Genomic DNA, 15533 nt, shown 5'->3' with positions numbered 1-15533 from the left:
AGACGAGATTAAGTCCAGATTGCCCTCACCTTAAGTCCACCCTATAAGGCGCTATGGGAATATCGGTCGACACATTCTTTCTGGAATTGAACGGACAGGGCACGCTGCAGGCGCAGATCCAACAGATGATTGCCGAAGGCATCTTGTCTGGCCGGTTCCACGTTGGGGAAAAGCTGCCCTCGTCTCGCAAATTGGCGGCGCATCTGGGTGTTAGCCGGATCACGGTGACACTGGCGTATACGGAACTACTGGCCAATGACTACCTGACTGCCAAAGGCCGGTCGGGGTATTTCGTGTCGCAAAACGCGCCCGTGCCACCCAAGTATTCGCCCGTGCAAAAACGCGATGAAAATGTCGACTGGGACACGGCCCTCGCACGCAGGTTCTCGGACGGGGACGTGCTGCCCAAGCCCAGTAATTGGCGCGATTACAAATACCCTTTCATCTATGGTCAGGCAGATCGGAAATTGTTCGACCACGCCAATTGGCGTCTCTGCGCGGTCCGTGCACTGGGTCACAAGGATTTTGCCTCCCTGACCGGGGACTACATGGATCAGGATGATCCGCTGCTGATCGAATTCATCGCCCGTCACACGTTGCCGCGCCGTGGAATCGCCGCCCGCCCCGAAGAGATCCTGATCACTATGGGCGCGCAAAACGCCCTGTGGCTGGCCTCACGCATCCTGTTGAACCGCAACCGCACTGCCGTGATTGAAGACCCTTGCTATTATGCACTGCGGGATTTGCTAAATCACTCCGACTGCAAAGTTTCACCACTGGCCGTTGACCGCGATGGCCTGACCCCGGATGCGTTGCCGGATGAAACAGATGTAATTTTCACGACCCCCAGCCATCAAAGCCCGACGACCGCAACCATGCCCGTCGATCGCCGCCACGAGTTGCTGAAACGCGCCCGCGAACTGGACGCCATGGTGGTCGAGGACGATTACGAGTTTGAAATGGCCTTTCTGGGATCCCCGTCCCCGGCCCTCAAGTCAATGGATCGCGACGGACGGGTGATCTATGTGGGCAGCTTCTCGAAGTCGCTGTTTCCCGGATTGCGCCTTGGCTACATTGTCGGGTCCGAGCCCTTTATCCGCGAGGCTCGCGCCTTGCGTTCTTTGGTGCTGCGCCACCCGCCGGGCCATATCCAGCGCACCGCGGCCTATTTCCTGTCCCTAGGCCATTATGATGCTCAGATTCGACGTATGTCGAAGACCCTTGCCCGGCGACGCGAAGCGTTGGACAGCGCGGTCGAACAGTACGGGCTTACCGTTGCCGGACGCGGAATCATGGGCGGGTCGTCGCTTTGGATGTCGGCCCCCGATCGTGTGGACACGACCAAACTTGCCAAAAAGCTGCAGAGCCAGGGCGTGCACATCGAACCAGGCGCCTCGTTCTTCAATGGGTTGCACCAACCGCGCAACTTCTATCGCCTTGGATACTCGTCCATTGGCCGAGACCGCATCGGGCCGGGCGTTAAACTGATCGCGGATGCCATCCGTTCCGCCTAGCACGACTCTGGACATATCCCGCCTAACGTTCTGGCCCTAACGCCGCTTCGCCCCTTGCGCCAAAACCGTATCAAAGGCGGGTGCTGTGCCCGAACCTTTCTTCAATTGTGCGGAGAACACTCAGATGAAAATGACCACTGAAGAGGCCTTTGTTAAGGTTCTGCAAATGCACGGTATCGAACATGCGTTCGGTATCATCGGTTCGGCCATGATGCCGATTTCGGATATCTTCCCGGCCGCAGGCATCAATTTCTGGGACTGCGCCCACGAAGGTTCGGGCGGCATGATGGCGGACGGCTACACCCGCGCCACCGGCAAGATGTCGATGATGATCGCGCAGAACGGCCCCGGCATCACCAACTTTGTGACTGCCGTCAAAACCGCATACTGGAACCACACCCCGGTTCTGCTGATCACTCCGCAGGCAGCCAACAAGACCATCGGCCAGGGTGGCTTCCAGGAGATGGAACAGATGCGCATGTTTGCGGACTGTGTTGCCTACCAGGAAGAACTGCGTGACCCCAGCCGTGTTGCCGAAGTTCTGAACCGCGTCATCCTGCAAGCCAAGCGTGCCTCGGCACCTGCTCAGATGAACATCCCGCGCGACATGTGGACCCAGGTTGTCGACATCGAACTGCCTAAGATCGTCGAATTTGCCGCAACTGCTGGCGGCGACGAAGCGCTGGACGAAGCCGCGGCCCTGTTGTCCGACGCCAAATTCCCGGTCATCCTGAACGGTGCTGGCGTTGTTCTGTCCGGCGCGATCCCTGCGTCCGCCGATCTGGCTGAACGTCTGACCGCACCGGTCTGCGTTGGCTATCAGCACAACGACGCCTTCCCCGGCTCGCACCCGCTGTTTGCTGGCCCGTTGGGCTATAACGGTTCGAAAGCCGGTATGGAACTGATCGCCAAAGCGGACGTTGTTCTGGCTCTGGGCACTCGTCTGAACCCGTTCTCGACCTTGCCTGGTTACGGCATCAACTACTGGCCGACCGATGCCAAGATCATTCAGGTTGACCTGAACCCTGATCGTATCGGCCTGACCAAAGATGTGACCGTTGGCATCGTCGGCGACGCCAAGAAAGTGGCCGAAGGTCTGCTGGAACGTCTGGGCGACAACGCCGGTGAAGCAGGTCGCGAAGACCGCAAAAACCTGATCGCCACCACCAAATCAGCTTGGGCGCAAGAACTGAGTTCGCTGACCCACGAGAACGACGATCCGGGCACCACCTGGAACGAGCGTGCACGTGCCGCTAAGCCCGACTGGATGAGCCCCCGCATGGCATGGCGCGCAATTCAAGCGGCGCTGCCGACCGAGGCAATCATCTCGTCCGATATCGGCAACAACTGCGCCATCGGTAACGCGTACCCGTCCTTCGAAGAAGGCCGCAAGTACCTGGCACCTGGCCTGTTTGGCCCCTGTGGTTACGGCCTGCCTGCCGTTGTTGGCGCGAAAATTGGTTGCCCGGACGTTCCGGTTGTCGGTTTCTCGGGTGACGGCGCATTTGGTATCGCTGTGAACGAACTGACCGCGATTGGCCGCGAAGAATGGCCCGCCGTGACCCAGATCGTTTTCCGCAACTACCAGTGGGGCGCTGAAAAGCGTAACTCGACCCTGTGGTTCGACGACAACTTCGTTGGCACCGAACTGGACCAACAGGTCTCTTATGCCGGTATCGCAACCGCATGTGGTCTGAAAGGCGTCGTTGCACGCACTCAGGACGAGCTGACCGCGGCCCTGAACCAGGCGATCATCGACCAGAAAAATGGCATCACCACTCTGATCGAAGCCATGATCAACCAGGAACTGGGCGATCCTTTCCGTCGCGACGCCATGAAAAAGCCGGTCCGTGTTGCCGGTATCGACGCGGCTGACATGAATACGTCGGCCGGGGCATAATCGCGTGAAGCCATTGCGCACAATTCTCGGAGCTGCCAGCAGCTCCGACAAGATCATCGCCCTCGCTGAGGGCGATGATCCACGTGTTGTTGAAGGTGCTTTGAAGGCCCGCAAGGAAGGTGTCGCACGCATCATTCTGGTTGGCGACAAAGCCAAAGTAACTGCCCTGCTGGCCGAACAGGCTGGTCAGGATGTCGACGGCATCGAAATCCACGATCCATCGGACTCTCCCCTTGCCGAAGCGTTTGCAGCTGAGCTTTTCGAGCGGCGCAAGCACAAGGGCATGACGCCTGAAAAGGCCGCTGAAGAAATCAAACACCGCCTGAACTATGCCGCGATGCTGGTTCATACCGGTAATGCCGACGGAACCGTCGGCGGAGCTGTTGAGACCACGTCGGCCACAGTGCGCGCCGCTTTGCAGATCATCGGCAAAGCGCCCGACGCGGCCATGGTTTCCAGCTTTTTCCTGATGCTCTACTGCCGCGATCACCACACGGTCCGCGGAGCGCACATCTTTGCCGATTGCGGCCTGGTTGTTGATCCGAACGAACAGGAATTGGCCGAAATCGCCCGGGCATCTGCCGCGTCTTTCAAGGCGCTGACGCATGAGACACCCCGCGTTGCAATGCTGTCCTTTTCCACCGGCGGCAGCGCCAATCATCCGAAAGTCACGAAGGTCAGCGAGGCCACGCAGATTGCAAAATCCGCTGACCCCGATCTGTTGATCGACGGCGAGCTGCAGTTTGACGCCGCATTCGTCCCCGAGGTGGCTGCAAAGAAAGCCAAGGACTCGCCCCTGCGCGGCGAGGCAAATGTCTTTGTGTTCCCGAACCTCGACGCAGGCAACCTTGGCTACAAGATCGCGCAGCGTATTGGGGGTGCCGAAGCAATCGGCCCGGTCCTTCAGGGACTGGCGAAGCCGGCCAACGACCTTTCACGCGGATGCTCCGCCGAGGACGTTCTGCACATGATCGCGGTTACGGCCGTGCAAGCAGAAACATCCAAAACCCGGACAGACGCCTCGTAAATCCGGCTAAAGCGAAATACTGTTCCGATTGATCTCTGCTCATGAGAATAGTCGGATCAAAAGCCACAGGGACCAGAAATGAACCAGCCAATCATTAATACCTCTCCCAAGGTCTCTGACGAGGTCAGAAAAACAACGTGCTACATGTGCGCCTGCCGCTGCGGCATCAACGTACACATGAAGGACGGCAAGGTTGCCTATATCGAAGGCAACCGCGATCACCCGGTTAACAAAGGCGTCCTGTGCGCCAAGGGCTCGGCAGGGATCATGCAGGTCAATGCCCCGTCCCGCCTGCGCGCGCCACTGAAACGCGTCGGTCCACGTGGTTCGGGCAAGTTCGAAGAGATCAGCTGGGACGAGGCGCTGGACATCGCCGTTGGCTGGCTCAAGCCGATCCGCGAGGACAATCCCGAGAAGCTGGCCTTCTTCACCGGTCGGGACCAGAGCCAGAGCTTCACCAGCTTCTGGGCGCAGAACTTCGGCACATGTAACTATGCAGCACACGGTGGCTTCTGTTCCGTCAACATGGCTGCGGGCGGCATCTATACTATGGGCGGTGCGTTCTGGGAATTCGGCCAGCCTGACTGGGATCACACCAAGCTGTTCATGCTGTTCGGTGTTGCCGAAGATCACGACAGCAACCCGATCAAGATGGGCATCGGCAAGATCAAGGCCCGTGGCGCACGGGTGATCGGCGTCAACCCGATCCGCTCGGGCTATAACGCGGTTGCTGACGATTGGGTCGGGATCACTCCCGGCACCGATGGGTTGTTCATCCTGTCGATGATCCACGTGCTGATGAAGGCCGGCAAGATCGATCTGGACTATCTCAGCCGTTACACCAACGCGCCGGTTCTGGTCGACGCGTCCGAAGGCCCCACCAAGGGTCTGTTTCTGCGCGATGAGGACGGCAAACCACTGGTTGTTGACCGCAACACGGGCGAACTGACGGCGTTTGACAAACCAGGCGTCCGCCCCGACCTGTCGGCCACCTTTGAAAAGGATGGCGTCACCCATCGCCCCGTGTTCCATCTGATGGCCGAACGCTACCTCAGCGACGAATTCGCGCCTGAGAACATCGCCGAGCAGTGCGGCATCCCCGCCACCCGTATCCGCGCCATCGCGGGCGAGTTGGCCCGCGTTGCTTTTGACGAGGCGTTCGAGTTGGAGCGCGAATGGACTGATTTCCGCGGCGAAAAACACACCAAGATGATTGGTCGCCCGGTTGCCATGCACTCCATGCGCGGTGTCTCGGCCCATGCCAATGGTTTCCAGACCTGCCGCGCACTGCACGTGTTGCAGATTATCCTTGGCACAGTCGAAGTCCCCGGTGGCTTCCGCTTCAAGCCGCCCTATCCCAAACCGGTTGAGGCGCACCCGAGACCGCATTGCAAGGTGACCCCGAATACGCCGCTGGACGGCCCGCATCTGGGCTTTGTTCAAGGGCCCGAGGATCTGGCGCTGAAAGCAGACGGCAGCCCGGCGCGGATCGACAAGGCGTTCACATGGGACAACCCGATGTCCAGCCACGGGCTGATGCATATGGTAATCTCGAACGCACATGCGGGCGATCCCTACAAGATTGACACACTGTTCATGTACATGGCCAACATGTCCTGGAACTCATCCATGAACACCAAAGGTGTCATGGAAATGCTGACGGACAAGGATGAAAACGGCGATTACGTAATCCCGCATATCATCTATTCCGACGCTTATTCGTCGGAAATGGTGGCCTATGCCGACCTGATCCTGCCGGATACCACCTATCTGGAACGGCACGACTGTATCTCGCTGCTCGATCGCCCGATCTGTGAAGCGGATGCTGCAGCCGACGCAATCCGGTGGCCGGTGATTGAGCCGGACCGGGATGTCAAAGGCTTCCAGTCAGCGCTGGTCGAACTGGCAAACCGCTTGGGCTTGCCGGGCTTCACCAACGAAGACGGCAGCGCCAAATGGACAGATTACGCCGACTATATCGTCAATCACGAACGCAAGCCCGGCATCGGCCCACTTGCCGGTTTCCGTGGTGAAAACGGCGACAAGGAAGGCCGCGGCGAGGTCAACCCCGATCAGTTGAACCGCTATATCGAAAACGGCGGCTTCTACGTGGCCCATATTCCCGAAGGCGCGGATTACTACAAACCATGGAACGCAGCCTATCAGGATTGGGCTGTCGGCATGGGCATCTATGACAGCCCGCAGCCATACCTGTTCCAGCTCTATTCCGAGCCGATGCGCAAGTTCCAGCTTGCCGCCGAAGGCCATGGCGAACGTCAGCCCCCGGAACACCTGCGGGAACGCATCAAAGAGACATTGGACCCGATGCCCATCTGGTACGAGACCGACCAGACCGGCAACGAAGGCTTCACTGTCAACGCTCTGACCCAGCGCCCCATGGCGATGTATCACAGTTGGGGAACCCAGAACGCATGGCTGCGCCAGTTGCACGGCCGCAACCCACTTTATGTTCCGACTAAGCTGATGCGCGAGAATGGCCTGAGCGACGGTGATTGGGCCAAGGTGACCTCGCCGCATGGCGAGATCACGGTGCCGGTCATGGAAATGGCGGCCCTGAACGAGAACACCGTCTGGACCTGGAACGCCATTGGCAAACGCAAAGGCGCATGGGCGCTGCAAGACGACGCGCCCGAGGCCACCAAGGGCTTCCTGCTGAACCACCTGATCCACGAACTGCTGCCGCCCAAGGGCGATGGTCTGCGGTGGGCCAACTCTGACCCCATCACCGGTCAGGCCGCATGGTTCGACCTGAAAGTGAAGATCGAAAAAGCTGACCCACCAACGGATGCGGAAAGCCAACCGGAATTCCCACCGATTGAATCTCCGGTCGGAACTGGACCGAAGGATTTGGCATGGAAGGTAGGCAAATGACCCGATCCCTGCGTCATCTGGCCAAAAATATCGCGGGGTCTGGGGCAGCGCCCCAGTCCGCCCTCACCAAAAAAGCGGAGGCAAGGTAGTCATGACCCAGCTCCCCACATCCACCGACCGCAAGATGGGTCTGGTCATCGACCTGGACACCTGCGTTGGCTGCCACGCCTGCGTCATCTCATGCAAAGGCTGGAACACGGAAAACTACGGCGCGCCGCTATCCGATCAGGACGCTTATGGTGCCAACCCGTCCGGCACTTTCCTGAACCGGGTGCATTCCTATGAGGTGCAACCGGCGGAAGGTCACGCCCAGCTGATCCACTTCCCCAAATCCTGCTTGCACTGTGAGGACGCGCCTTGCGTCACCGTTTGCCCCACAGGGGCCAGCTACAAGCGGGTCGAGGACGGCATCGTTCTGGTCAATGAAAGCGACTGCATCGGCTGTGGCCTGTGCGCGTGGTCCTGCCCCTACGGCGCACGTGAACTGGATCAGGCCGAAGGGGTGATGAAGAAATGCACCCTCTGCGTTGACCGTATCTACAACGAAAACCTGCCTGAAGTAGACCGTGTTCCGTCATGCGTACGCACCTGTCCCGCAGGCGCGCGCCACTTCGGTGATCTGGGCGATGCGGACAGCGATGTCAGCAAACTGGTCGCCGAACGCGGTGGCATGGACCTGATGCCGGAAATGGGCACCAAACCCGTCAACAAATACCTGCCGCCACGGCCCAAGGACAACGTCGAAGATCAGATCGACATCCTGGCCCCGTTGCTGGCCCCGGTCGCTGAAGAGCCCAAAGGGTTCCTTAGCTGGCTGGACAAGACCTTGGAGAAGCTCTGATGCATCCAGCACCTTCCGTCATCATTTTCACCACCCTGTCGGGTCTTGGCTTTGGACTGTTGTTCTTTTTGAGCCTCGGTTTGCCAGACGTCTCTGGCTGGGTCGCTTTTGTCTTTTTCGCCATCGCCTACGCCCTGTCCGTTGGCGGCCTGATGGCGTCCACCTTTCACCTTGGCCACCCCGAGCGGGCTTGGAAAGCGTTTACGCAATGGAAGACCAGTTGGCTCAGCCGCGAAGGCTGGTGCGCGGTCATCGCTCTGATCGTCATGGGGCTTTATGCGATTGGCGTGATCTTTCTGGGCCAGCGCTGGAGCCTTCTTGGCTGGATCGGTGCGCTGTTTTCGCTGCTGACCGTATTTACCACGTCGATGATCTACACGCAGCTCAAAACCATTCCCCGCTGGAATATGAACCTGACTCCGGCCATGTTCCTCAGCTTCAGCCTTGCGGGCGGCGCGCTGTTGGCCGGGCAGGTCCGAGTGGCACTGCCGCTACTGCTGATCGCTGCTTTGGTGCAGATCCTGTACTGGAAAAAGGGCGACAAAGCACTGGAGGAGTCCGGCACAAATCTGGGCACGGCAACCGGATTGGGCGATCGCGGCACAGTGCGTGCATTCGAGCCTCCTCATACCGGCACCAACTATTTGCTGCGTGAATTCGTTCACGTCGTTGGCCGCAAGCATGCCGAAAAACTGCGCATAATCTCGTTTGCGTTGGCGTTTGTTCTGCCGGTTATCCTGCTGCTGTTGCCATTCGGTCATTTCTTCGCGCTGCTGGCTGTGCTGTCCCATCTGGCCGGTGTTGCGACGTCACGCTGGCTGTTCTTCGCACAGGCCGAGCATGTCGTCGGGCTGTATTACGGAAAACGGTAGGGGGCTCTGCCCCCGTCGCGGCAAGCCGCGACTCCCCCGGGATATTTTTGGCCAGATGAAGTCTGGATCCGGAACAAAAAAAGGCGGCGCTCGAGGTTCGAGGCCGCCTTTTTCTTTCTTGAATTCGCCTTAGATAAGGCCTGCGTGCTGAAGCGCCGCGTCGATCGCCGATTTGGTGCTGCTTTCCAGCCCGGACAGGGGCGAGCGGACTTCTTCGCTGCACAGGCCCAATTTGCTGAGCGCGTATTTGGCGCCTACAAGACCGGGCTCGATAAAGATCGCTTCGTGCAGGGGCATCAGGCGGTCCTGATACTCCAACGCTTTGGCATAGTCGCCGTTCAGCGTCGCCTGCTGGAATTCGGCACACAGTTTGGGCGCGACGTTCGCGGTAACCGAAATACAGCCCACACCGCCATGCGCGTTGAAACCAAGCGCCGTCGCGTCCTCGCCGGACAGCTGGCAAAAGTTTGGACCGCAGGAGGCGCGCTGTTGGCTGACGCGGGCCAGGTCTCCGGTCGCGTCCTTTACACCCACAATGCGCGGCAGTTTCGCCAACTCGCCCATGGTTTCAGGGGTCATGTCGATTATTGATCGACCGGGAATGTTGTAGATGATGATCGGAATATCCGCGCAATCATGCAGCGCACGGAAATGCATCAGTAGACCCTTTTGCGTGGGCTTGTTGTAATATGGCGTCACGACCAGAGCTGCATCGGCGCCTACTTTCTGCGCGAATCGCACAAACCGGATGGCCTCAACAGTGTTGTTTGACCCAGCACCTGCGATCACAGGAACACGACCAGCCGAGGCTTTGACAACCTCGTCGACAACAGTTTCATGCTCTTCGTGGCTCAGCGTGGGGCTTTCGCCGGTGGTGCCAACGGGAACCAGCCCGGTGGAGCCTTCCTGAATCTGCCATTCCACCAAGTGTTTGAGCGTCTTCAGGTCCAACTCGCCGTTGCTAAACGGTGTGACGAGGGCTGGCATAGAGCCTTTGAACATGACACGCTCCTTAGGTGCAGTTTGTAATTTTTACGCCTCGGTTTGCCAGAAATCTGTCTTTCTTGAGTTGAACCCGACGGCGCAAGCTTTATCCTGAATGGCTGTATCCTTGGTTGGTTGGGAAATGCAAGGGATGACACGCTTTCTGGCGTTTTTGACGGTCGTAATTTTGATTTCGGGCACACATGTGCGAGCCGACGCCGCAGGTGATCTGCGGGCCGGTATGAATGAAATGCGCAAGGGGGACTGGAATGAAGCCTTGCGTGTTTCTGGTGCGCGGGGTTCAGTGCCTCGGGACATCATTGTCTGGCACTGGCTGCGCGAAGGGTTTGGCAGTTCGGGTGACGTTCTGGTGTTTTTGGATCGTCGTCCAGACTGGCCTGGTCTGGCTTGGTTGCGGCGTAAAAGTGAGCCCGCCTTCACTGGCGCCGACCCGGATCGCGTTCTTAGATTCTATGCAAAACAGCCGCCGCAAACCGCTGAGGGCGCGTTGAACTATGCCGTCGCATTGAAGGCAAAGGGTCGTCAGGGAGATGCTGAGGCCGATATCGTCGCGGCCTGGCGGACGATGCCAATGGGCTCGGGTCTGCAAAAAGACTATCTTGAGAATTTTGGCAAGTTGCTGAAACCGCATCACGCCGCACGCCTGGACCGGATGCTATGGGACAACCATCTTGTCAGCGCAGGTCAGATGCTGCCGCTGGTCAGCGCCGATCAGCGCAAACTGGCTGAGGCGCGGATCGGTCTTCAGAAACGGCAACCCGGTGTCGACAGCAAGGTGGCGGCGGTTCCGAAATCGCTGGTCGATTCACCGGGCTTGGCTTTTGACAGATTCGTCTGGCGTGACAAGAAAGAGTTGGACGACAGCGCGATAGACTTGATGCTGGCGCGCTCTAACGGCCCTGATGCGTTGGGAGAACCTGACAAATGGGCCGAAGGCCGTCGCCGGTTGGCCCGGCTTGAGATGCGAAATGGGGACCAGAACCGCGCCTATCAGATTGCTGCCAATCACCACATGACGCCGGAAATGGGCTATGGCTATGCCGATCTGGAGTGGTTTTCCGGGTTTCTGGCCTTGCGGAAGCTGAATGATCCGGCGACCGCGATCCGGCATTTCCAGAACTTCTCGGACGCGGTGAAATCGCCGATCTCGAAAGGACGCGCCGGGTATTGGTTGGGTCGTGCCTATGCGGCCCATGGTGACGCCGAAAAAGCCTATGACGCTTATGCGATGGGTGCGGATTATCAGTCCTCTTTCTACGGCTTGCTGGCGGCAGAGCAGATCGGGCGTCCTTTCGATAGTGAGCTGGCTAACCCCCGCCGGGCACCCCATTGGAAACAAGCTGAGTTCTCCAATTCAAGTGTGCTGGAGGCCGGGCTACTGCTGCTGAAGGCTGACGAAGACACCCTATCTGAGCGGTTCCTGACTCATTTGGTGGAAGGGCTGGACCCGGTTCAGGCCAATCAGTTGGGCGATTTGGTGATCGAGTTGAAGCAGCCGCATCTGGCCGTGATGATCGCCAAACGCGCTGCAACAGTCGGCCTGGTTTTGCCAGCCGCCTATTACCCGGTGCATCCGGTTGCCGACATGGGTCTGCCCATGGCCAAGGAAATGACGCTGGCCATTGCCCGTCGGGAAAGCGAGTTTGACCCCGTTGTGATCAGTGGAGCCGGAGCGCGCGGGCTGATGCAGGTCATGCCGGCCACGGCAAAGCTTGTGGCCAAGGAATTGGGTATCCTAAGCGGCCACAAGACGATCAAGCTGACCTCGGATTGGCAATATAATGCCAAGTTGGGTGCCAATTACCTGTCCGGTCTGGCCGCTGATTTCAACGGAAACGTCGTGATGATGGCGGCCGGATATAACGCAGGTCCGCGTCGGCCGATGTCGTGGATGGATCGCTATGGCGACCCGCGCGCAGGTGAAATCGACGTGGTCGACTGGATTGAGGCGATCCCGTTCAGCGAGACCCGCAACTACGTGATGCGTGTGTCGGAAAGCCTGCCGGTCTATCGCGCCCGTCTTGGCCAACCTGCCTTGCCGATCCCGTTCTCGCAGGAACTGGTCGGGTCAACGCTGGCGTCTTTCGCGCCATAGGGTGAACAGCCCAGCGGCGACAACCAGCGCTGCGCCTATGACCACTTCGGGGCGCAGCGTTTCACCAAAGACCGAGATTCCCAGGATCGCGCTCCAGACCAAGTGGAAATAGGCGAAGGGCTGCACCGCGCTGGCCTCGGCCATCTCATAGCATTTGATCAGCAACCAGTGTCCAAGAACGCCGCTCACGCATAGCAGCGCCATCCAGGCCCAATCCGTTTGGGCCATCGGTTCCCAGAACCACATTCCCACTAGCGTCATGGCGACGGCACCGCTGACGCCCGTCCAGAAAAAGCTGGTGGCGGAATTGTCCCGGCGGGACACGTAACGGGTCAGCAAACCATAGACTGCAAACATGAAAGCCGAGATCAGCGGTACAATGGCCCAAGGGTTAAAGACACCCACGCCGGGCTGGAGAATGATCAGAACACCGATGCACCCAACGCCGATTGCGGCCCAGCGTCGCCAGCCGACCTGTTCGCCCAATACCGGCCCGCTGAGAGCGGCGATCAACAACGGGTAGCAGATGAATACGGCCATCGCGTCGATCAGGCCCAGAACAGTGAAACTGAACACCGCGACACAGATCTCGGCCGCCAGCAGAAGGCCACGAAATATCTGCAGCTTCAGCTGGCTTGTCTGGGTGGTGGCCTTCAATCCGCCGGGCGCACGTGCGGCCAAAGCGATGACAAAGGCGGCGAAGAACCAATAGCGGATCATCACCACCATGTATGTGTTGTATGTTCCCGCCAGATGGCGCGAAATACCATCCTGCAGTGCGAAGACGATGGTCGCCCCGATCATCAACGCAATCCCGGCGCGCGTATTGTTCTGCTGCGTCATGATTTGACCGCCCGGGTCATGTGGCGCTTGCGGCCATAACCGGGTGCGCGTGTAACTGTGAAACCGGCGTCCTCAAGCCCCCGTCGCACGAACCCGGCGGCTGTATACGTTGCCGCCGTTCCGCCAGTGGCCGTGTGGTCGGCGACTTGCTGCATCAGGTCTGCACCCCATAATTCGGGGTTTTTAGCCGGAGAGAACCCATCCAAGAACCACGCATCGGCGGCACCTTCCCATGCTTGCAGGGTTTGACGTGCATCGCCTTCAACAACCTCCAGCCGCAGGGTGCCCAAATCACATGTGCCGCCCTCCCATTGCGCAAGGAACCGGTCAGACCAAGGCGCAAGTTCAGGAAAGGCCGCCAGCGCTCGGGACATGTCCGCGGGTGCCATCGGATAGGCCTCAAAACTGGTAAAGGACAGCGGCGTGGTCTGGCCCGATCTCTCCCACTCTGACCAGACAGTCAGCATGTTCAACCCGGTGCCAAAGCCCAATTCAGCAATGTGGAAGCCAGGTGCGAACCGCGCAGGCAGCTCATTGCCCGCCAGAAACACATGCCGCGTCTCTTCCAGCCCGTTTTGCAACGAGAAATACGGATCGTCGAAACGATCCGAGACCGGGATCTGATCCTCAGTCCATGTCAGTTCGGCACGCTGGTCTGCCATCGGGGAATCCTGTAGCTAAGCGGCGCGACACTGAACAAGGTAAAGGGGAATGGCAATGGTCGATGTGACGGTGCGCGGTGCAGGGATTTTCGGCCTGTCAATCGCCTGGACCTGCGCACGGCGAGGCGCAAAGGTGCAGATCGTCGACCCTTTTGGTCCCGGAGCCGGATCCAGCGGTGGCCTGGTTGGCGCACTGGCACCGCATGTGCCCGAAAACTGGAATGCCAAGAAGGCGTTTCAGTTCGACAGCCTGATCATGGCCGAACCATTCTGGAAACAGGTCGAGGCCACAGGCGGTGTCTCACCCGGATATGCGCGGCTGGGACGGCTGCAACCCATCGCCGACACCCGAACACTGGATCTTGCCCATGCGCGCGCCATCACAGCAGCGGACCTGTGGCAAGCCCGCGCCAAATGGAGCGTTGTTGAAACAGCCGCAATCGGTGCTTGGTGCCCACCCAGCCCCACGGGCTTTGTCGTCCATGATACACTCAGCGCACGCATGCATCCCCGCCGGGCCTGTGCTGCATTGGTTGCCGCACTGGCGGTGATGGGGGTCGAGGTCGTAGCCGACGCACCAGTTCGCGGACAGGTTGTCCATGCCACCGGCCTTGCCGGTCTGCAGGAACTGACCGAAGCTCTTGGCAAAACCGTTGGCAACGGCGTCAAGGGTCAAGCCGCACTTCTGCGGTTTGATGCGGGAGAGGTTCCACAACTGTTTGCGGACACAATCCACTTCATACCGCATGCGGACGGGACATTGGCGATTGGATCGACCTCTGAGCGTGACTATGACGACCCGACCAGCACGGATGCAGCTCTGGATGACGTTCTGGACCGGGCGATGCGGGCCGTTCCCGTCCTGCATGGCGCAGAGGTCATCGAACGATGGGCGGGTGTACGGCCGCGCAGCAAAAGCCGCGCACCGATGCTGGGCGCGCACCCGGTACACAAAGGTCAATTCATTGCCAATGGTGGTTTCAAGATCGGCTTTGGCATGGCCCCGAAAGTAGCTGAGGTCATGGCGGATCTGGTTCTTGAGAACCGGGACGCGATCCCGAGTGATTTCAGACCCGAAGCATCACTCTGATCGCGGGACAAACTCGGCGGACATGCATTGCCGCCCATCTGGTCCGCGCACCCACATCGCTTGGCCATTCCGGCACAAGGTCGCCGTCTCAGAGTGCATTAGCGGCGATGACGCGCGAAATAAAAACTGAGCCAAGGGACCTGCCAGATCCTCGGCAAACAGCATCAATAATTGTGCCAGCAAAGGGCCATGAACGACCAGGCCGTCATAGCCTTCGACATCCCGCGCGTAGTCCAAATCGTAATGGATACGGTGCCCATTGAAGGTCAGCGCCGAGTATCGGAACAAAAACGTGCTGTCGAAAGTGACGTCTCGCCTGTCGGGTTCATCGGTACGGGCCATAGGTGGCTTGGGCTTGATGTCAGTACCCGAAGGGTCAGGCCGATAAACTAGATCCTGCCATTCGCTCAGACACAATTGACCGTCCTGAGAAATCTCGTGTCGCAGGGTAACAAACCCCAGCGGTCCCGTCCGTCCGGTTTTTGTCGCCGCACTTTCAAGAACAGTCCGGCGCACGGCTTTCGAACCCGCGAACAGCGGCGCGTGAAACTGCAACCGTCCCCCGGCCCACATCCGACGTTGCAAGCCCATATCGGGGATCAAACCGCCCCCAACCTTTGGATGCCCGTCCCGCCCCAAATTGGCAGGCGGCTGAGGCGACCAGAAATACAGCTGGTGAAAGAACAGCGGCAGTTGATCGCCTGCTGCGACCCTGTCGTTGGATCCAAGCGCCGCCAGCAGCGCAGAGGCGCGGGCCGGATCCATCACATCGGTCTGTATTTCGTCAGTCAT

General features: G+C 59.2%; 12 protein-coding genes. 8 read left to right on the top strand and 4 right to left on the bottom strand.

Annotated features, from left to right (window positions below; translation table 11 throughout):
- Positions 1–53: 53 nt before the first annotated feature.
- The 6 genes from pdxR to AC2FJE_RS18080 all read left to right on the top strand — a co-directional run bounded on the left by pdxR (position 54) and on the right by AC2FJE_RS18080 (position 9046).
- A complete protein-coding gene (gene pdxR / locus AC2FJE_RS18105; RefSeq protein ID WP_058272523.1) occupies positions 54–1514 on the top strand; it encodes a MocR-like pyridoxine biosynthesis transcription factor PdxR in 1461 nt (486 codons plus the stop codon).
- Positions 1515–1638: 124 nt separating this feature from the next.
- Entirely contained in the window at positions 1639–3414 is a 1776-nt protein-coding gene (gene xsc, locus AC2FJE_RS18100; RefSeq protein ID WP_282153008.1) for a sulfoacetaldehyde acetyltransferase, read from the top strand.
- 4 nt (positions 3415–3418) lie between these two features.
- The gene (pta, locus tag AC2FJE_RS18095) at positions 3419–4441 is read left to right on the top strand and encodes a phosphate acetyltransferase (protein WP_058272525.1); all 1023 of its coding nucleotides are present in this window, start codon (positions 3419–3421) and stop codon (positions 4439–4441) included.
- 78 nt (positions 4442–4519) lie between these two features.
- Positions 4520–7333: a molybdopterin oxidoreductase family protein gene (locus AC2FJE_RS18090; protein ID WP_496756992.1), complete on the top strand. Its 2814-nt coding sequence runs from the start codon at positions 4520–4522 to the stop codon at positions 7331–7333.
- A 91-nt stretch (positions 7334–7424) separates the two neighbouring features.
- Positions 7425–8174: a 4Fe-4S dicluster domain-containing protein gene (locus tag AC2FJE_RS18085; RefSeq protein WP_108861155.1), complete on the top strand. Its 750-nt coding sequence runs from the start codon at positions 7425–7427 to the stop codon at positions 8172–8174.
- Positions 8174–9046, top strand: a complete 873-nt coding sequence (locus tag AC2FJE_RS18080; RefSeq protein ID WP_282170465.1) for a dimethyl sulfoxide reductase anchor subunit family protein — start codon at positions 8174–8176, stop codon at positions 9044–9046. Before AC2FJE_RS18085 ends, AC2FJE_RS18080 begins: the two co-directional genes overlap by 1 nt.
- Before the next feature lie 129 nt (positions 9047–9175).
- On the opposite strand, the gene dapA is transcribed toward AC2FJE_RS18080, so the two are convergent.
- Positions 9176–10048 carry a 4-hydroxy-tetrahydrodipicolinate synthase gene (gene dapA / locus AC2FJE_RS18075; protein ID WP_496706373.1) on the bottom strand — a complete coding sequence of 291 codons (873 nt, stop codon included), beginning with the start codon at positions 10046–10048 and terminating at the stop codon, positions 9176–9178.
- A 133-nt stretch (positions 10049–10181) separates the two neighbouring features.
- Between dapA and AC2FJE_RS18070 the strand changes: the two genes are divergently transcribed.
- Complete coding sequence (locus AC2FJE_RS18070; RefSeq protein WP_282170466.1) at positions 10182–12146, top strand: lytic transglycosylase domain-containing protein; 1965 nt, start codon at positions 10182–10184, stop codon at positions 12144–12146.
- On the opposite strand, the gene AC2FJE_RS18065 is transcribed toward AC2FJE_RS18070, so the two are convergent.
- Both AC2FJE_RS18065 and mnmC2 read right to left on the bottom strand, forming a co-directional pair.
- Positions 12120–12989: a DMT family transporter gene (locus tag AC2FJE_RS18065; RefSeq protein WP_282120289.1), complete on the bottom strand. Its 870-nt coding sequence runs from the start codon at positions 12987–12989 to the stop codon at positions 12120–12122. The two genes, AC2FJE_RS18070 and AC2FJE_RS18065, sit on opposite strands and share 27 nt — an antisense overlap.
- Complete coding sequence (mnmC2, locus tag AC2FJE_RS18060; RefSeq protein WP_496699350.1) at positions 12986–13651, bottom strand: tRNA (5-methylaminomethyl-2-thiouridine)(34)-methyltransferase MnmC2; 666 nt, start codon at positions 13649–13651, stop codon at positions 12986–12988. The genes AC2FJE_RS18065 and mnmC2 overlap by 4 nt, the downstream gene beginning before the upstream one ends.
- 49 nt (positions 13652–13700) lie before the next feature.
- Here mnmC2 and AC2FJE_RS18055 point away from each other — a divergent pair, with 49 nt between their 5' ends.
- On the top strand, positions 13701–14741 hold the full coding sequence (locus AC2FJE_RS18055) for an NAD(P)/FAD-dependent oxidoreductase (RefSeq protein ID WP_496757002.1): 1041 nt from the start codon (positions 13701–13703) through the stop codon (positions 14739–14741).
- Here the strand turns inward: AC2FJE_RS18055 and AC2FJE_RS18050 are convergent.
- Positions 14733–15533 carry an HTD2 family dehydratase gene (locus AC2FJE_RS18050; RefSeq protein ID WP_496757007.1) on the bottom strand — a complete coding sequence of 267 codons (801 nt, stop codon included), beginning with the start codon at positions 15531–15533 and terminating at the stop codon, positions 14733–14735. The two genes, AC2FJE_RS18055 and AC2FJE_RS18050, sit on opposite strands and share 9 nt — an antisense overlap.

It is taken from the genome of Ruegeria sp. CDSC002 (assembly GCF_059610905.1).
Note: the sequence above shows the minus strand (reverse complement) of the source record. Positions and strands in the feature narration are given on the sequence as shown.